9 protein-coding genes and 3 rRNA genes are annotated in these 19,181 nt (G+C 60.6%); 7 read left to right on the top strand and 5 right to left on the bottom strand.

Annotation, left to right across the window (positions count from 1 at the left end; all coding sequences use genetic code 11):
• The first annotated feature begins 162 nt into the window (after window positions 1-162).
• The 6 genes from FLM52_16195 (at window position 163) to rrf (ending at window position 10,356) form a co-directional block, all read left to right on the top strand.
• Window positions 163-1,479 (top strand): homoserine dehydrogenase, encoded by a 1,317-nt coding sequence (locus FLM52_16195; protein ID NVN57277.1) that lies wholly within the window; start codon window positions 163-165, stop codon window positions 1,477-1,479.
• A gap of 115 nt (window positions 1,480-1,594) precedes the next feature.
• The gene (locus tag FLM52_16190) at window positions 1,595-2,986 is read left to right on the top strand and encodes a threonine synthase (GenBank protein ID NVN57276.1); all 1,392 of its coding nucleotides are present in this window, start codon (window positions 1,595-1,597) and stop codon (window positions 2,984-2,986) included.
• A gap of 159 nt (window positions 2,987-3,145) precedes the next feature.
• Window positions 3,146-4,951: a DHH family phosphoesterase gene (locus tag FLM52_16185; protein ID NVN57275.1), complete on the top strand. Its 1,806-nt coding sequence runs from the start codon at window positions 3,146-3,148 to the stop codon at window positions 4,949-4,951.
• A 480-nt stretch (window positions 4,952-5,431) separates the two neighbouring features.
• Window positions 5,432-6,977: ribosomal RNA gene (locus FLM52_16180) — 16S ribosomal RNA — on the top strand.
• Between the two features lie 230 nt (window positions 6,978-7,207).
• A 23S ribosomal RNA gene (locus FLM52_16175) occupies window positions 7,208-10,120 on the top strand.
• Between the two features lie 120 nt (window positions 10,121-10,240).
• A 5S ribosomal RNA gene (gene rrf / locus FLM52_16170) occupies window positions 10,241-10,356 on the top strand.
• Together the 16S, 23S and 5S rRNA genes form the textbook arrangement of a ribosomal RNA operon.
• Before the next feature lie 577 nt (window positions 10,357-10,933).
• On the opposite strand, the gene FLM52_16165 is transcribed toward rrf, so the two are convergent.
• Both FLM52_16165 and FLM52_16160 read right to left on the bottom strand, forming a co-directional pair.
• On the bottom strand, window positions 10,934-13,741 hold the full coding sequence (locus tag FLM52_16165; GenBank protein ID NVN57274.1) for a copper-translocating P-type ATPase: 2,808 nt from the start codon (window positions 13,739-13,741) through the stop codon (window positions 10,934-10,936).
• Window positions 13,741-14,196 (bottom strand): MerR family transcriptional regulator, encoded by a 456-nt coding sequence (locus FLM52_16160; protein NVN57273.1) that lies wholly within the window; start codon window positions 14,194-14,196, stop codon window positions 13,741-13,743. Before FLM52_16160 ends, FLM52_16165 begins: the two co-directional genes overlap by 1 nt.
• A gap of 431 nt (window positions 14,197-14,627) precedes the next feature.
• On the opposite strand from FLM52_16160, the gene FLM52_16155 reads away from it, so the two are divergent.
• Window positions 14,628-15,893 (top strand): outer membrane protein transport protein, encoded by a 1,266-nt coding sequence (locus FLM52_16155; protein ID NVN57272.1) that lies wholly within the window; start codon window positions 14,628-14,630, stop codon window positions 15,891-15,893.
• 188 nt (window positions 15,894-16,081) lie between these two features.
• Here FLM52_16155 and FLM52_16150 read toward each other — a convergent pair whose 3' ends face one another.
• The 3 genes from FLM52_16150 to FLM52_16140 all read right to left on the bottom strand — a co-directional run bounded on the left by FLM52_16150 (window position 16,082) and on the right by FLM52_16140 (window position 19,112).
• Window positions 16,082-16,540 carry a hypothetical protein gene (locus FLM52_16150; GenBank protein NVN57271.1) on the bottom strand — a complete coding sequence of 153 codons (459 nt, stop codon included), beginning with the start codon at window positions 16,538-16,540 and terminating at the stop codon, window positions 16,082-16,084.
• Window positions 16,510-17,409, bottom strand: coding sequence for a porin (locus FLM52_16145; GenBank protein NVN57270.1), 900 nt, complete (start codon window positions 17,407-17,409; stop codon window positions 16,510-16,512). The genes FLM52_16150 and FLM52_16145 overlap by 31 nt, the downstream gene beginning before the upstream one ends.
• Window positions 17,410-17,516: 107 nt before the next feature.
• Window positions 17,517-19,112 carry an ABC transporter ATP-binding protein gene (locus FLM52_16140; protein ID NVN57269.1) on the bottom strand — a complete coding sequence of 532 codons (1,596 nt, stop codon included), beginning with the start codon at window positions 19,110-19,112 and terminating at the stop codon, window positions 17,517-17,519.
• Between the last annotated feature and the right edge of the window lie 69 nt (window positions 19,113-19,181).

Here is a 19,181-nt window from a genome sequence, read left to right as displayed (position 1 = left end):
ACAAGGCTGCGCGTTGACAGGGCGTCCTGCCTTGCTACCGTGGTCACGACAGACGTACGTGCAGGATGTCTGGATAATAGACCGACGTGAGATCGGCAAGGCCGTCGCTGACAGTGGCGCGGCCCTCAAGGCTGGATACCGTAACAAGAGAGGAAAGCGACGTTGAAACCGGTGAAAGTAGGAATCTGTGGTCTAGGGACCGTAGGCGGCGGCACTTATAACGTGCTGATTCGCAATGCCGATGAGATTGCGCGTCGTGCTGGACGCCCGATCATCGTCGAACAGGTCGGCGCACGACGCGACAATCCTGACTGCGATATCACCGGCGTCAGCCGCACGCACGACATCTTCGAGGTCGCGCGCAATCCCGAGATCGACGTGCTGGTCGAGCTGATCGGCGGCTACGATGTCGCCTATCAGCTGGTGATGGAAGCCATCGCCAACGGCAAGCATGTCGTGACCGCCAACAAGGCGCTGATCGCCGTCCACGGCAACGAGATCTTCCGTGCCGCGGCCGAGAAGGGCGTGATGGTGGCCTTCGAAGCCGCAGTGGCCGGTGGCATTCCCGTCATCAAGTCGCTGCGTGAAGGTCTGGGTGCCAACCGCATCCAGTGGCTGGCCGGCATCATCAACGGCACCGGCAACTTCATCCTCAGCGCTATGCGTGATGAAGGTCGCAGCTTCGAGGACGTGCTGGCCGAGGCTCAGGCGCTGGGCTATGCCGAAGCCGATCCGACCTTCGATGTCGAAGGCATCGATGCCGCTCACAAGCTGACCATCCTGGCCTCGATCGCCTTCGGCGTGCCGCTGCAGTTCGACAAGGCCTACACCGAAGGCATCTCGCGCATCACCGCCGAGGACATCGAGCAGGCCGATAACCTGGGCTACATCATCAAGCATCTGGGCATCACCCGCGCCACGGCCAAGGGCCTCGAGCTGCGCGTGCATCCGACGCTGATTCCCAAGGAGCGTCTGCTGGCCAACGTGCATGGCGTCAAGAATGCCATCGAGGTGATGGGCGACGCTGTCGGTCCGACTCTTTACTACGGCGCCGGCGCCGGCGCCGAGCCGACGGCCTCTGCCGTGGTCGCGGATCTGCTCGACGTGGCGCGCGATATCGCCACCGACCACCGCTACCGCGTGCCGTATCTGGCCTTCGCCGAGATCAATCAGCACGGCGACACCCTGCCGATACTACCGATGGAAGAGATCGAGACGGCCTGTTATCTGCGTCTGCACGCAGTGGACCGCCCGGGCGTGTTGGCGCGTGTTGCGTCGATTCTCTCCGAGCAGGGCATCTCCATCGAAGCGATCATCCAGAAGGAAGCCACCGAAGGAGAGCTGGTGCCGATCATTCTGCTCACGCACCGTGCGCGAGAACTGCACATGAACGAAGCGATTCGTCAGCTGGAAGCGCTGGTGGATGTCGCCGGTTCCGTGGTGCGCATTCGTGTCGAGGATCTCGACGACAACGCCTGATCGCGGGCAAACGGGGCGGGGCTTTCGACGCTGATGGCACCGCCCTGCTGGGCAGCCGGCTCAGGCCGGAAGAGCAAGAATCATAACGGTGGCAAGAGCCACGGGAAGACACGACATGCGTTATATCTCCACGCGCGGCCAGGCGCCGGTGCTCGGTTTTGAAGATGTGGTCCTCACGGGGCTTGCCAGCGATGGCGGCCTGTACGTGCCGGAAACCCTGCCGCAGTTCAGCGCCGAAGAGCTGACGGCGATGGCCGGTGAGTCCTACGCGGAAATCGCCTTCCGTGTCATGAAGCCCTTCGTCGATGGCGCCATCGATGACGAGACCTTCCGTGACATCGTGCGCGAGACCTACGCGACCTTCAGTCACGATGCCGTCGTGCCGCTCAATCAGCTCGACAGCAACCATTACCTGCTGGAGCTGTTCCACGGCCCGACGCTGGCCTTCAAGGATGTCGCGCTGCAGCTGCTGGGGCGCCTGCTGGATCACTTCCTTGCCAAGCGCGGCGAGCGTGCGGTGATCATGGGCGCGACCTCCGGTGATACCGGCTCCGCCGCCATCGAAGGCTGTCGTGCCTGCGATCATGTGGATATCTTCATTCTGCATCCGCACAACCGTGTCTCCGAAGTGCAGCGCCGCCAGATGACCTCCGTGCTGGCGCCCAACGTCTTCAACATCGCCATTGAAGGCAACTTCGATGATGCCCAGGCGATGGTGAAAGCCAGCTTCGCCGATCAGGACTTCCTGAACGGCACGCGTCTGGTCGCGGTCAACTCGATCAACTGGGCGCGTATCATGGCCCAGACCGTCTACTATGTGGCCGCCGGTGTGGCACTGGGCGCTCCGGCGCGTCAGGTCAGCTTCACGGTGCCGTCGGCCAACTTCGGCAACATCTTTGCCGGCTATCTGGCCTCGCGCATGGGGTTGCCGGTGCGCCAGCTGGTGATCGCCACCAACGCCAACGACATCCTGCATCGCACCATCTCCTCCAATGACTTCTCGCGTCAGGAGCTGAAGGCGACGCTGGCGCCGTCGATGGATATCGTGGTGTCCTCCAACTTCGAGCGTCTGCTGTTCGAGGCGTATGACCGCGATGGTCAGGCGATCCGTGAGCTGCTCGAGCACTTCTCGCGGGAACCGGCAGCACTGGCGGATGCCCCGCTGGCGAAGCTGCGTGAGCTGTTCTCCAGTCACAGTGTCGATGACGAGACGATCCTCGAGGTTATCCGTGAGGCGCACCATCGCACCGGCGAGATTCTCGATCCGCATACGGCAACCGGTTATCGTGCGGCTGAGGTCTGCCGCACCGATAGCGCGACGCCGATGATCACGCTGGCGACGGCGCATCCGGCCAAGTTTGCCGAAGCCGTGGCGCGTGCCGGCTTTGCTGGCGTCGATCTGCCGCCGCATCTGCATGACCTGTTGGAGCGCGAGGAGCGTTACAGCGTACTGCCGGCGGAGTTGGCGGCAGTGCAGGCCTTCGTGCGCGAGAATCGCCGCGGGTGATTGCAACAACTGCCGGTTGGCCCGCTCGGGGTGATCGGCAGTCATCTTTTCATGGCCGTCATGTCTGCAGTCCGCTGCCGAGATGACGGCCATGTCGTTTGTCAGGAGTTCCTCATGTCTGTCACTTCCCCCGTGTCGCCCCCATTCTCGCAAGACTCCATGAGCGGTCCGGACGAGCGCATGCTCGCGGCCAGCATTGCGCGGGTCATTCAGCCGCGCGTGCGTGACGAGCGTCTCTATCAACAGGGCATCGCGACCGGGCTCAGCGAATTGCAGGCACGTGTGCTGGCAGGGCGTCTGACGCCGGAGAACTGCAAGGCGCCCCTGGAGGCGCTGGTCACGCCGGCGCTCCGGCATATCGAGCATCCCGAACAGCTGGCCGATGGCCGGCGTGCGGCAGAGCGCATCGCGCGCGCCGTCGCCGAGGGGGAGCATATCGGCATCCTCACCGACTATGACGTGGACGGCATCACCTCGCATGTGGTGATGCTGCGCACGCTGACCGAGCTGTTCGATGTGCCTTACGACCGCGTGCATAGCCTTATCGGCCATCGCATCCATGATGGTTATGGGATCAGTCTGCCGCTGGTCGAGCGCATCATGACGCTGTCGCCGCGCCCGTCATTGATCGTGACCGCGGACTGCGGCTCCAGTGATGAGGCGCGTCTGGCGTTGCTCAAGGAAGCGGGAATAGATGTCGTGGTGACGGATCACCATGCGTTGCCTCAGGAAGGGCCGCCGGCTTCCGCCTACGCGACCGTCAATCCGACACGCGATGACTGCGCCTATCCCGACGCAACCATTGCCGGCTGCATGGTCGCCTGGCTGACCATGTCACTGACCCGTAACGTCTTGATCGAACAGGGCAGGTTGTCGAGCGACGCACCCAAGTTGTCGCCGTGGCTGTCGTATGTGGCGCTGGGGACGGTGGCGGACTGTGTGTCACTGGGGGGCAGTGCGATCAATCGTGCGGTCGTCAATCTGGGCCTCACGCTGATCAACCGCATGCAGGAACCCTGCTGGCGCGCGATGGCAGAGCGGCTCGGGGCGGATAGCGTGCCCTTCAATGCCGAGACGCTGGCCTTCCAGATGGGGCCGCGTATCAATGCCCGCTCGCGTCTGGATGACCCGTACGCCGCGCTGCATTTCATGTTGGCGCGGGAAGATGGTGCAGCGCAGCGTGCACTGGAAGTGCTCGACCAGGACAACCAGTCACGCAAGGCGATCGAGGCCGAGATGGTGGAGTCGGCGCGTGCCCTGGCGCTCACCTCCTTGCGAGAAGGGCATCAGGTGATCGTGGTCCACCTGGAGGAGGGGCATCCCGGGGTGCAGGGTATTGTCGCTTCGCGTATCGTGCAGCAGTTCGGACGACCGACCGTCGTGCTGACACCAGCCGCGGTGCCCGGCATGTTGACGGGCTCCGGACGCTCCATCGAAGGATTGCACCTGCGGGATGCGCTGCAGCGTGCACACGATCTCGCGCCGCAGTGCCTGCCGCGTTTCGGTGGGCATCGCGGCGCCGCCGGCGTGGGCTTGCCGCTGACGGAAAAGGATGCCTTCACTCGTGCCCTGCAACAGGCAGCCGCGGAGCAGTTGGGGGAGAGGGCGCTCAATCCCTTGATTCTCAGCGATGGTGAACTGGTGGAAGGGCAGTTGAGTCTGGAGACGTTGGATGAGCTCGAGCGCCTGGCGCCCTTCGGGCGTGAGTTCGAGGCGCCTCTCTTCGAGGGCAGCTTCCTGGTCGAGAGCCTCAGGCCGGTAGGTGCTGATGGCACGCACCTGTCATTGGAGCTCTCGCTCGGGCGTACACGCCTCAAGGCGATCTGGTTTCGTGCGCTGTCGCCGGGGGAGTCGCCGGCATTCGGCCTCGGGGCCTCTCTGAAGTGTGCTTACAAGCTGTCGCGCAATCGCTGGCGGGGGAGAGAGTCACTGCAGTTGATGCTCGAGCACGCAGTGCCTGCATGAGTTTGTTTGAATTGCCAGCGATATCTGGCCAAAAAGCCCTTGCCCTCACGCCGGTTCGTGCGTAAAGTACGCATCCGCTGCCGGGGACGCATGGCGTTACCAGCGGTGAAAGAGGTTTGCAGGTGATTGTTTTATTTGATGTTTTCGAAGCCCGCTTCGAAATCATCGATTGACAATCCCGGGCGATTCGCTAGAATGCGCCGCACTCCTTACGGAACAGGTGATCGAGCAAGGCTCCTCACCGCTTGATGATGCTTAGAGGCAGTCGACTGACTCATCATCAAGTGCTTGACTTCTCAAGCGTTCCGAGTAGAATATGCCTCCTCGCTTCACAGCGACGCTCTTTAAAAATTTGATCAGGTAATTCGTGTGAGCGCTTGTCGATGAGTGGTGACAAGGTCACCAAATATCGGAGCAAGCCTCTCACGAGAAGTTTGACTCTGAACCAAGTTTGGTCTGCTTAACAGACTATCAAGCTTTCAACTGAAGAGTTTGATCATGGCTCAGATTGAACGCTGGCGGCAGGCTTAACACATGCAAGTCGAGCGGAAACGATCCTAGCTTGCTAGGAGGCGTCGAGCGGCGGACGGGTGAGTAATGCATGGGAATCTGCCCGATAGTGGGGGACAACCTGGGGAAACTCAGGCTAATACCGCATACGTCCTACGGGAGAAAGCAGGGGATCTTCGGACCTTGCGCTATCGGATGAGCCCATGTCGGATTAGCTTGTTGGTGAGGTAACGGCTCACCAAGGCGACGATCCGTAGCTGGTCTGAGAGGATGATCAGCCACACTGGGACTGAGACACGGCCCAGACTCCTACGGGAGGCAGCAGTGGGGAATATTGGACAATGGGCGAAAGCCTGATCCAGCCATGCCGCGTGTGTGAAGAAGGCCTTCGGGTTGTAAAGCACTTTCAGCGAGGAAGAACGCTTGTGGGTTAATACCCCGCAAGAAAGACATCACTCGCAGAAGAAGCACCGGCTAACTCCGTGCCAGCAGCCGCGGTAATACGGAGGGTGCAAGCGTTAATCGGAATTACTGGGCGTAAAGCGCGCGTAGGTGGCTAAGTCAGCCAGGTGTGAAAGCCCCGGGCTCAACCTGGGAACGGCATCTGGAACTGCTTGGCTAGAGTGCAGGAGAGGAAGGTAGAATTCCCGGTGTAGCGGTGAAATGCGTAGAGATCGGGAGGAATACCAGTGGCGAAGGCGGCCTTCTGGACTGACACTGACACTGAGGTGCGAAAGCGTGGGTAGCAAACAGGATTAGATACCCTGGTAGTCCACGCCGTAAACGATGTCAACTAGCCGTTGGGTCCCTTGAGGACTTAGTGGCGCAGCTAACGCAATAAGTTGACCGCCTGGGGAGTACGGCCGCAAGGTTAAAACTCAAATGAATTGACGGGGGCCCGCACAAGCGGTGGAGCATGTGGTTTAATTCGATGCAACGCGAAGAACCTTACCTACCCTTGACATCCAGAGGACTTTCCAGAGATGGATTGGTGCCTTCGGGAACTCTGAGACAGGTGCTGCATGGCTGTCGTCAGCTCGTGTTGTGAAATGTTGGGTTAAGTCCCGTAACGAGCGCAACCCCTATCCTTATTTGCCAGCGAGTCATGTCGGGAACTCTAAGGAGACTGCCGGTGACAAACCGGAGGAAGGTGGGGACGACGTCAAGTCATCATGGCCCTTACGGGTAGGGCTACACACGTGCTACAATGGCAAGTACAAAGGGTTGCAATACGGCGACGTGGAGCCAATCCCATAAAGCTTGCCTCAGTCCGGATTGGAGTCTGCAACTCGACTCCATGAAGTCGGAATCGCTAGTAATCGTGGATCAGAATGCCACGGTGAATACGTTCCCGGGCCTTGTACACACCGCCCGTCACACCATGGGAGTGGACTGCACCAGAAGTGGTTAGCCTAACCTTCGGGAGGGCGATCACCACGGTGTGGTTCATGACTGGGGTGAAGTCGTAACAAGGTAGCCCTAGGGGAACCTGGGGCTGGATCACCTCCTTATCGACACTGTCTACTGCTCGCGGCAAGTGCTCACAACGAATTACCTGATCTTATTGCTGGCTTAGCCGGCAGTGGCAAGCGTGCTCATCAGAGCGCGCTTCTCACTGTTCTCTGAACAGCCGCTCTTTAACAATGTGAATCATGCTGACGATAGATGTGTGCGCCAAGCGCATGTCTATCAAACGATATGTCGGAGAGGTCCGACAGAGTCGTAATCCTTGACAGACCCCTTGGGGTTATATGGTCAAGCGATTAAGCGCATACGGTGGATGCCTTGGCAGCCAGAGGCGATGAAGGACGTGATAGCCTGCGATAAGCGTTGGCGAGGTGGCAAATACCCTGCGACCCAACGATTTCCGAATGGGGAAACCCACTCACCATCAGGTGAGTATCTATAGGCCAATACATAACCTATAGAGGCAAACCCGGGGAACTGAAACATCTAAGTACCCGGAGGAAAAGAAATCAACCGAGATTCCCCAAGTAGCGGCGAGCGAACGGGGACCAGCCCTTAAGCGTGACAACCGACAGGCGAACAAGCTGGGAAGCTTGACGATACAGGGTGATAGTCCCGTAGTCGAAGTCCGAGTCACGTGAAATCGAGTAGGTCGGGGCACGAGAAACCCTGACTGAACATGGGGGGACCATCCTCCAAGGCTAAATACTCCTGGCTGACCGATAGTGAACCAGTACCGTGAGGGAAAGGCGAAAAGAACCCCGGCGAGGGGAGTGAAATAGATCCTGAAACCGTATGCGTACAAGCAGTGGGAGCACCTTCGTGGTGTGACCGCGTACCTTTTGTATAATGGGTCAGCGACTTATATTCTGTGGCGAGCTTAACCGTATAGGGGAGGCGTAGGGAAACCGAGTCTTAACTGGGCGACCAGTCGCAGGGTATAGACCCGAAACCGGGCGATCTATCCATGGCCAGGGTGAAGATTGAGTAACATCAATTGGAGGCCCGAACCCAAGTATGTTGAAAAATGCTGGGATGAGCTGTGGATCGGAGTGAAAGGCTAATCAAGCCCGGAGATAGCTGGTTCTCCTCGAAAGCTATTTAGGTAGCGCCTCACGTATCACCGCTGGGGGTAGAGCACTGTTTCGGCTAGGGGGTCATCCCGACTTACCAACCCGAGGCAAACTCCGAATACCAGTGAGTGCAGCGTGGGAGACACACAGCGGGTGCTAACGTCCGTTGTGAAAAGGGAAACAACCCAGACCGTCAGCTAAGGTCCCAAAATCCTGATTAAGTGGGAAACGATGTGGGAAGGCTCAGACAGCTAGGAGGTTGGCTTAGAAGCAGCCACCCTTTAAAGAAAGCGTAATAGCTCACTAGTCGAGTCGGCCTGCGCGGAAGATATAACGGGGCTAAATCAGGTACCGAAGCTACGGGTTCATCCTCTGGATGAGCGGTAGAGGAGCGTCGTGTAAGCCAATGAAGGTGGATTGAGAAGTCTGCTGGAGGTATCACGAGTGCGAATGCTGACATGAGTAACGATAAGGGGAGTGAAAAACTCCCCCGCCGGAAGACCAAGGTTTTCTGTTCTACGTTAATCGGAGCAGAGTGAGTCGGCCCCTAAGGCGAGGCGGAAACGCGTAGTCGATGGGAAACGGGTTAATATTCCCGTACCGGATGTGGTTGCGATGGGGGGACGAAGAAGGCTAGGTGAGCCAGGCGTTGGTTGTCCTGGTGAAAGCATGTAGGCCGAGGAATCAGGCAAATCCGGTTCCTCTGAGGTCGAGATGCGAGACGAACTGACCACGGTCAGGAAGTCATCGATGCCACGCTTCCAGGAAAAGCCTCTAAGCTTCAGATCACATGCGACCGTACCCCAAACCGACACAGGTGGTCAGGTAGAGAATACCAAGGCGCTTGAGAGAACTCGGGTGAAGGAACTAGGCAAAATGGCACCGTAACTTCGGGAGAAGGTGCACCGGTTAGAGTGAAGGACTTGCTCCGTAAGCTCCTACCGGTCGAAGATACCAGGTGGCTGCAACTGTTTATTAAAAACACAGCACTCTGCAAACGCGCAAGCGGACGTATAGGGTGTGACGCCTGCCCGGTGCCGGAAGGTTAATTGATGGGGTTAGGATTCGTCCGAAGCTCTTGATCGAAGCCCCGGTAAACGGCGGCCGTAACTATAACGGTCCTAAGGTAGCGAAATTCCTTGTCGGGTAAGTTCCGACCTGCACGAATGGCGTAATGATGGCCACGCTGTCTCCACCCGAGACTCAGTGAAATTGAAATCGCAGTGAAGATGCTGTGTACCCGCGGCTAGACGGAAAGACCCCGTGAACCTTTACTATAGCTTTACACTGGATGCTGATGTTGTCTGTGTAGGATAGCTGGGAGGCTTTGAAACCACATCGCCAGATGCGGTGGAGCCAACCTTGAAATACCAGCCTGACATCATTGGCGTTCTAACTCAGGTCCGTCATCCGGATCGAGGACAGTGTATGGTGGGTAGTTTGACTGGGGCGGTCTCCTCCCAAAGAGTAACGGAGGAGCACGAAGGTACCCTCAGCACGGTTGGAAATCGTGCATTGAGTGCAAGAGCATAAGGGTGCTTGACTGCGAGACAGACACGTCGAGCAGGTACGAAAGTAGGTTCTAGTGATCCGGTGGTTCTGTATGGAAGGGCCATCGCTCAACGGATAAAAGGTACTCCGGGGATAACAGGCTGATACCGCCCAAGAGTTCACATCGACGGCGGTGTTTGGCACCTCGATGTCGGCTCATCACATCCTGGGGCTGAAGTCGGTCCCAAGGGTATGGCTGTTCGCCATTTAAAGTGGTACGCGAGCTGGGTTTAGAACGTCGTGAGACAGTTCGGTCCCTATCTGCCGTGGGCGTCGGAAGTTTGAGAAGAGCTGCTCCTAGTACGAGAGGACCGGAGTGGACGAACCTCTGGTGTTCGGGTTGTCATGCCAATGGCATTGCCCGGTAGCTACGTTCGGACGGGATAACCGCTGAAGGCATCTAAGCGGGAAGCCCCCTTCAAGATGAGACTTCCCTGAGGCCTTGCGCCTCCTGAAGGGCCCTTGAAGACGACAAGGTTGATAGGCTGGGTGTGGAAGCACAGCAATGTGTTGAGCTAACCAGTACTAATTGCCCGTGAGGCTTGACCATATAACACCCAAGGGGTTTGCCCAGGCAAACCGCCAGGATTGCGACAGGATCGACGACATATCGGTCAGCATGATTCATATTGCGAGTCGCGAGGCCACAAGCCTCGAGACTCAGGCATCGCAAGATGCCACCGTTTCGCCTGACGACCATAGCGAGCGTGAACCACCCGATCCCATGCCGAACTCGGAAGTGAAACCGCTTAGCGCCGATGGTAGTGTGGAGTTTCTCCATGTGAGAGTAGGTCATCGTCAGGCACTTATCCTGAACCGCCCCTGTAGCCTTGCTGCAGGGGCGGTTCTCTTTGTGGTGAGAAAAGTTGCTCAGGAAAAGTTGTGCAGAAAGAAGGCCAAAGGAAACGCCCCTGTCACTGATGTGGCAGGGGCGTTTTTGCATTCTCGGCACCTTGATCAAGCGGGATAAAGAAGTGATGCTCGGGGTAAAGAAGAGCAAAGCGGCTGTGGAAAACTCAAGATTCGTCAGTGCAGGAGCTATCCATACGACCTCGCGATAGCTGCTTTCCCTCCAGTGTGCTGTCGGGTGACACGAGTCTCGGAGCCACTGGGCGGCATGTCATGAACGCTATCGTTGCGAGTCTTGCGAGAGCCGTCTGATGCGCTTCGGATCAGGACACAGTCACGAAAAAGCCCTGCCACACAGGATGTGACAGGGCCTTGAGATGAAGATCTTGCGCGATTGTCCTGTGCAATCATCTTGCTCGATTTCAGCGACTACAGAGCAAGGCCTGGAGTGTGCTTCATGACTTGGCGAGCCAGAACCACCAGACAATGGCGGCGATCAGGCCGAGCCCTAGCAGATTGATGGCCATGCAGATCATGCCGACGCTCCTTGCGAGGTGGTGGCGGTATTCTCGGGGTTACCCGTCGCGGATCCAGCTGCGCCCGGGGGCGTATATCGACGCAGCCGATTGGCATTGGTCACGACGGTGACCGAGGACAAGGACATGGCCAGTCCCGCGATGACCGGTGACAGCAACATGCCCGTGAAGGGGTAGAGGATGCCGGCGGCAATCGGGATGCCGATCAGGTTGTAGCCGAAGGCCCCGACCAGGTTCTGCTTGATGTTGCGCAGGGTGGCCTGGCTGATCGCGATCGCATCCGCGACCCCGCCCAGCGACGGCTGCATCAGCGTGATACCGGCGGTCTCGATGGCGACGTCGGTACCTTCGCCCATGGCGAAGCCGACATCGGCCAGCGCCAGCGCAGGGGCATCATTGATGCCATCCCCTACCATTCCGACGACATGGCCTTCCCGCTGCAGCCGCGCGATCTCATCATGCTTGTCATTCGGTGAGGCGCCGGCACGGTAATCATCGATACCGGTCTCGCGCGCCACGGCCGCTGCCGTGTGAGGGTTGTCACCGGTCAGCATGATTACCTTGAGGCCGATGGCATGCAGGCGAGCGATGGCATCGCGGCTATCGTCACGCAGCGGGTCGGCCAGGCCGAAGACGGCGAGCAATTTATCGTCGCGGGCCATCAGAATCAGGGTGCGCGCATTGTCTTCCAGCGCCGTGATCTGCTCGCTGAGAGGGGCCAGGCTGATACCTGCCTCTTCCAGCATGGCAGCGTTGCCCATGCGCCAGGTGCGCCCTACATCGTCTTGGGCCTGAATGCCGCGCCCGCTGATGGTCTGGTAGTCATGGAAGGACTTGCTGCGCGAAGCATCGGGGCGTCTGTCTTCGATATGTGCCAGCAGTGCCGCGGCCAGCGGGTGCTCGGAGCCCCGCTCCAGTGCATATGCTGCATCCAGTATGGCTTCCTCGTCTTCCCCTTCGAGGAGCGAGACCGCGGTGACCTCCGGCTTGCCGCGCGTCAGGGTGCCCGTCTTGTCGACCACCAGTGCGGTCAAGCGACTGGCGGTCTGCAGTGCCTCACCGCTGCGTACCAGCACGCCATGCTCCGCTGCCTTGCCGACCCCGATCATGGTCGAGATCGGCGTCGCCAGACCCAGCGCACACGGGCAGGCGATGACGAGTACCGCCGTCGCGACCACCAGCATATGCACGCCGGTCGGCGCAGGCCCGAAGTTGAACCACACCAGCGCCGCGACGATGGCGATGATCATCACGCTGGGCACGAATACGCCGGAAATGGTGTCAGCCAATCGGCCGATCGGCGGGCGCGAATTCTGCGCCTGACGCACCTGGCTGATGATGCGTCCCAGGCGCGTCTCGCTACCGACGCGCTCGACCTCGAAGACCAGGCTGCCACGCGTATTGAGCGTGCCGGCGGCTACTTCATCGCCGATACCGCGTGACACGGGCAGCGGTTCACCGCTGAGCATCGATTCATCGATATGGCTCTGGCCCTCGATGACCCTGCCGTCCACCGGAATGCGCTCACCGGGGCGAATGCGCACCTGGTCCCCGCTGCGGACCTCATTGATATCGATCTCGCGCTCTCCACCGTCGCGGATCACGCGGGCAGTGCGAGTCTGCAGATCCAGCAGCGCGCGCAGCGCCTGCTGAGTACGGCCCCGGGCGCGGACTTCCAGCGCCTGCCCCAGGCTGATCAAACCGATGATCATGGTCGAGGCTTCAAAGTAGAGCCCGCGCGCCGCCGGGGGCACGCTCTCGGGGAACAGCAGCACGCCCATGGAGTAGAGCCAAGCGGCCCCGGTACCGAGCGCCACCAGCGTATCCATGTTGGCCTGATGGTGCGTGAAGGCCTTCCAGGCGCTGGTGAAGAAGCTGCGTCCTGCCGTGGCGAGCACGCCCAGCACGGCGACGCCGATCGCCAGCCACACCCCGCGCTCGAGCCCCTCGAAGCCGGGGTGATGGAAGAACATGCTGATCATCAGGGGGATACCGATGCCCAGCGACAGCACGCTGTCGCGGACACGAGAGCGATATTCCTGATCGGCGTCTTCCTGCTGTTGCTGCTCACCGGCCTGCGCGTCTTCCACCAGGCTTGCCCCGTAGCCGACACCTTCGATGGCAGAGGCGATCTCGTCGGGAGCGAGGCGGCTCGTGACCTGGGCGGTGCGCGAGGCGAAGTTGACCTGCGCCTGCTCAACTCCATCCAGGCCATCCAGTGCCTTCTGGATCGTCGCCACGCAGCTGGCACAGGTGACGCCGGACAGTGAGAACTCGGTGCTTGCGCTATCGGCTGGCTGGCTCGCAGTCGCTGCCTTGTTCGCAGCACTTGACGCGTTCGCAGCCGGCGCGACTTGAGCTTCATCCACCTCGGCGTGGGCCTCAAGCGAATAGTCCGTCTCGAGGATGATGCGCTCGAGCAGTCCGCGCGGCAGACAGGTGTCCACGTCGAGAATGTCTTCTTTCGGCGTGCCAGTGACTTGCGCAGCCTCATCCCAGTGCTGGATGGCCTCGCGCAATCTGGCGACGCACTTCTGGCAGTGCATACCGTACACCGACAGATCGTGATGGGCGCGTACCGGCAGGGCTTCCTCCCGGAGGGGATAGCCGCAGTCTTCCGCGACTTCCTGCAATGTCGTGGATGACAGCTGGCTATGCATCAGCAACAGCTCCGCGTCAGGTGCCCCGAGCAACTCGGCCTGTGGGTCCTGCGCCTGCAGGGCACGACGAATCCTGTTGACACAGCCCTGACAATGGATGCCTGGCGCCTGCAGAAGGCGCGTCTCGGGAAGTGGCGGGGTCATCATGAGTGCCCCCCGTCGCGGCGTTTGGAAGTGGAAGCGGTGTCGGGCATGTCCTGCGGAAAGCCTTCGATCAGACAGCACACACTGTTGCCGTCCGGCACGCCATCCGGCAGGTCCTGCCAGCAATCCAGCGCATGCTCCATGCGCCCTGCCAGGGCTTCCAGCTCACGAATGCGATCGCGCACTCTCGGCAGGTGCTGTCGCAGCAGGTCACGCACCAGCGGGCAAGGCGAGTCGTGCTGGTCCGCCTGCTCGAGAATCTGTTTGATATCGGCAAGGCTGAAGCCCAGCTGGCGTGCCTGACTGATGAATTTGAGGCGTACCAGCGCCTGCTCATCGAAGCGCTGGTAGTTGTTGACGGGATCACGTCGGGCCGTGATCAGCCCTTGGCGCGTGTAGTGGCGAACGGTTTCAGCGGTGACGCCTCCCGCGCGGGCCAGTTCAGCGACTTTCATTGCAACACCTCCTCGTGATGAAGAGTGGCGGAGAGAGCATCCAGCTGCCCTGTAGGTTTGTCGGCAGCCAATGTTCCGTGACTGATCATCAGTTTAAGACTTATGTGTTGCACATAGGTCAAGCGAGCCGATACATACGAAAAGTCTGATGTTCGACCAATAGGCTAGAGGGGGGAGCAGAGGGGGCTGCCGTGTTTTAAACGCTGGCGACAAGGCACTAAATCCTCGTCAGGTCAGGGGTTTAGCAGCACGTGACAGTGCAGACATGAATGAAAGTTCCCTGCATACTAGAAATCTCCCTATTCAAACAAACGTTCGCCCTTGACTTGAACGCACGACTCGCCCAAAACGTAGATGACAGAGCTATGCATCAACGAATGATAACAACAACATGCGGCTCTCCAGCCACCTGCAATGGGACGCCATCCATAATGAAAAACAAGATGAACAAACTCACCCTCGGGGTCGCTCTGGCAACGGTAGCCACGGCTTATGCCGGTGGCGTTCACGCGGGGGCCTTCCAGCTGAACGAGCAGAGTGTCAGTACCCAGGGCACCTCCTTCGCCGGGCGCGCCTCGAATGCCAATGATGCCTCCACCGTGTTCGGCAACCCGGCCGGCATGTCCTTCCTGGATCGTGCCCAGATCACCGGCGGTGTGACCTATCTGGACGTCAATACCGATATTGATGTCGCCAGCGCGAATGATGCACTCGGTCGGCCAGTCTCTGGCGGAGATGACGGTGACATGGTGCCGGGGGCGGCAGTGCCTTCCTTCTATTACGTGCAGCCGATGAATGATCGGGTAGCACTGGGCTTCGGGGTCTACGCGCCCTTTGGTGTGATCACCGATTATGGTTCTGATTTCCGCGGCCGCTATTTCGCCAATTACAGTGAAGTCGAGGTGGTCACCGCCCAGCCGACCATCTCCTACCGCATCAATGACAAGTGGGCCATCGGCGCCGGTGTGACCTACAACAGTATCAAGGGTGAGTTGACGTCAAATACTCTCGATGTCGGCGCAGGCGATGGCAAGGTCAAGATCAAGGGCGACGATGCCGCCTGGGGCTACAACGTCGGGGTCATCTTCCAGCCGGTGGAAAGTACTCGTCTCGGTCTGTCCTATCGCTCCAAGGTGGATTACAGCCTGGACGGCGAGGCCAAGTACAACAATGTCTTCACTGGCGCGGGCTTCGCGAATACCGAGCAGGATGCGTCGCTGGACATGACCTTGCCGGAAAGCATCGACTTCTCCGTGACGCACAAGCTGGATGATCGCTGGACGCTGATGGCGGGCGTGACCTGGGTGCACTGGAGCCGCTTCGACGAGATCGCGGTGGAAGTCGACAACATGAGCGACATCGTCGAGGAGCAGGGCTACGAGGATAGCTGGCAGTACGCGGTCGGTCTGAGCTATCAGCTCAATCCGCAGTGGGTGCTGCGTACCGGCATGGCCTTCGATGACAGCCCGACCGTGGATGAGCATCGCAGCGCGCGTATCCCGTCCGGGGATCGCACCATCTTCTCGCTGGGGGCCGGCTGGACGCCGATGCCGGAGCTGACCATCGACATGGCCTACACCTACCTGTGGGAAGAGACGGCCACCGTCAGCCTGAGCGAACCCAACCGTGGCACCTATGAAGCCGATTACGAGAATGAAGCGCATGGCTTCGGTCTCGGCGCGACCTATCGCTTCTGAGTACCTAAGCGGCTGAAACCCTGAGCTGGTCTCGGAACAACCGATACAGCCGATACAGCCGATACAAAAAACGCCCGGTCATATGACCGGGCGTTTTTTTGTCGTCCCTGCCGGGTTCATCAGGCAAGGGCGAAACTATCGCCTCAGCGCGAGCATTGGCGAACCGTCACCAGCGTCTGACATGACGATCAGAAGTCGTAACGCGCCAGGAACATCAACTGGTCGCGGTCGGCGCTGTACTCGCTGCCGTCCGACTGGCGGCTGTTGTCGAAGCGATACTCGGTGGCCAGCGTCAGGTCCTTGACCCGCCAGGCCGCGCCCAGAATCTGATAGGCGTAGCGTGCTTCGCTGTCGGCGTCCTCCAGGTGATTCAAGCCACCGTAGAGCTCGACACTGTCATCGCCCCAGATGACCTCCTTGAACTTGTAGTTGACCACGAATTCCGCGCCGCGCGCCTTGTCGACGAAATCTTCCGAGGAGTCCAGGGTGTTGCCGGCGATGTGGTTGCGATACTCCCCGCCGACGAGGGCGATGTACCAGTTGCCCGGTGACCAGTGACCGCCGAGCAGCCAGGCATCGATATCGCCGTTCTCGCTGTTGCCGCTCTCGTAGTCGCTCAGCTCCGTATGGTGGAAGACGCCGCCCACGTGAAGTCCTCGTTCGGGTGCCAGTTGAGCGCGGCTTCATAGCTGTAGTCACGCTCATACCCCGAATACTCGGTCTCGGTGGTGAAGACGCCATCCTCGAAGAGTGAGGTCTCGTTGCTGTGCTGACCATCATGGCCGAGCTGGTAGAGCAGGCCGACAGTGACGTCGTCGAAGCTCTTCTTCCAGTAGAGCGAGTTGTCCGGCCGCCCCGTGCCATGCAGGCCGCCGTCACCGCTGCGGCCTTCGAAGGTGCCGGACGCCTCGCCACCATTGATCCAGAACCAGTCGGTGTTGACGGCCACCATGTCGTACCAGGGGCCATACTGCTTGCCGACCGTGAAGCTGCCCCATTTCTCGTGCGCCGCTCCGGCATAGAGCATGCGCTTGTAGTGAGCATCGGTGCCGTCCTTGAACCAGGGATCGAAGCCCCATTCGGCGCGGATGATGGAGCTCCAGCCCTGCTCGAACTGATGCTCGTGGACCAGGCGCACCCGCGAGCCGCCGTTGTAGATCTCGTCGTGTGCGCCATCCTGGATCACCGCAAACGCCGCCAGGCGGCCACTGAACTCGACGCGGTCGGTATCCGTCTTGTAGACCTCGATGGCCTGGGCCATGGGGCTCATGCTCAGCAGTCCCGTGCCGAGCAGGGCTGCGCCAATCGCGTGACGCAGTCGTGAGTGAGTGTGGAGGGGGATGCTGGCTGTTGTTGTAGGTTGCATCGTCATCCTGTGCATGTCTTTCCATCGGTGTGGGTAATGCCGGAGCGCCCTACTCCGGCCTCGGTCGGGTGCAAGCACCCGGTTGGCAGCCAATGTCGATTCGTGTGAGCGACTCGGCTGCCCTTGCCCGGGGCGAGGCCGGGCGCTCATCGCCACCCTTCAGACAGGCAGTGATGAGGCCCTGCGCCTTTTCCCGGGCAAAGCGGGGTCTTGATGGACGCCGCAGCGCCCATCAGGCATGTCGTCTTTTCAGGGTGTCAGTGGTGCGTCTGGCCCAGGTCCGGGGCGAAGGCGGCCTGCATCAATTCACGCGTATAACGCTCACGGGGTGCTTCGAAGATGGCGTGGGTGCTGCCGCTTTCCACCACCTCGCCTTCCTTCATCACGATGAGGTGATCTGACAGCGCACGGACTACCGCCAGGTCATGGCTGATGAACAGATAGGTCAGGCCATGGCGCGCCTGCAGGTCGCGCAGCAGGTCGATCACCGTGACCTGTACCGAGCGGTCCAGCGCCGAGGTCGGCTCGTCCAGCAGCAGGAATTCCGGCTTGAGCACCAGGGCACGGGCGATGGCGATGCGCTGGCGCTGACCGCCGGAGAACTCATGCGGATAGCGATTGCGCATGCCGGGGTCGAGGCTGACCTCGCTCAGGGCGTCGCAGACCCGCGCATCGCGCTGGGCGCGATTGAGCTCGGGGTGATGCACGCGCAGGCCTTCGCTGATGATCTCGCCCACGGTCAGGCGCGGCGACAGGGAGCCGAAGGGGTCCTGGAAGACGACCTGCATGCGCGAGCGCAAGGGGCGCATGCCCGACTTGTCCAGCGGCATGATATCGACGCCATCGAAGCTGATATGGCCCTGGCTCTTGAGCAGGCGCAGCAGGGCGCGCCCCAGCGTCGACTTGCCGGAGCCGGACTCGCCGACGATGCCGATGGTCTGGCCGCGTCGCACCTCGAGATCGATGCCGCGCACCGCCTCGAAGGCGACCTTGGGCCCGAACAGCGGACGCTTGATGGTGAAGCTGACACGCACATCGCGCGCCGACAGCAGCACCGGTGCATCCGCGGCCACCGGGGCCTTCTCACCGGCCGGTTCGGCATCGATCAGCATGCGGGTGTAGGCGTGCTGCGGGCTCTCGAAGACGTCGTGGGTGGCGCCGGTTTCCAGCAGCTCGCCGTGACGCATCACGCAGACGCGGTCCGCGAAGTGGCGCACGATGCTCAGGTCGTGGGTGATGAACAGGATCGCCATGCCGTAGCGCTGCTGCAGCGACTTGAGCAGCCGCAGGATCTGCGCCTGCACCGTGACATCCAGCGCGGTGGTCGGCTCATCGGCGATCAGCAGGTCCGGCTCGCAGGCCAGCGCTATGGCGATCATCACGCGCTGACGCTGGCCACCGGACAGCTCGTGGGGATAGCTGTCGATACGTCGCGCCGGCTCCGGGATGCCGACCTGCTCGAGCAATTCCAGCGCCTTGTGGCGAGCCGCGCGGCCCTTGAGGTCACGGTGCAGCGCCAGTACCTCGATGATCTGGCGCCCGATGCGGTGCAGCGGATTGAGCGAGGTCATCGGCTCCTGGAAGACGGTGGCGATGCGGTTGCCGCGCAGCTCGCGCATGCGCCGCGTCGAGGCACTCAGCAGGTCTTCGCCGCGCAGGCGGATGGCGCCCTTGATCTCGGCGAGTTCCGGCAGCAGGCGCAGGATGGCGGTGGACGTGACCGACTTGCCGGAGCCGGACTCGCCGACCAGCGCCAGCGTCTCGCCCTTGTTGAGGGTGAAGCTGACACCCTTGACGGCGGGTACCGCGCCGTCCGGCAGCTGGAAGTCGACCTTGAGGTCATCGATCTCCATCAGCGGTGGCGTGCCCGGCGCCTCGGCCGCCAGTCCCAGGCGAGTCAGGGTGTCGGCGCGGGCCTGGTC

The sequence above is a fragment of the bacterium Scap17 genome (assembly GCA_013376735.1).
Classification (GTDB): Bacteria; Pseudomonadota; Gammaproteobacteria; order Pseudomonadales; family Halomonadaceae; genus Cobetia.
This window is presented reverse-complemented; position numbering and strand designations above follow the sequence as displayed.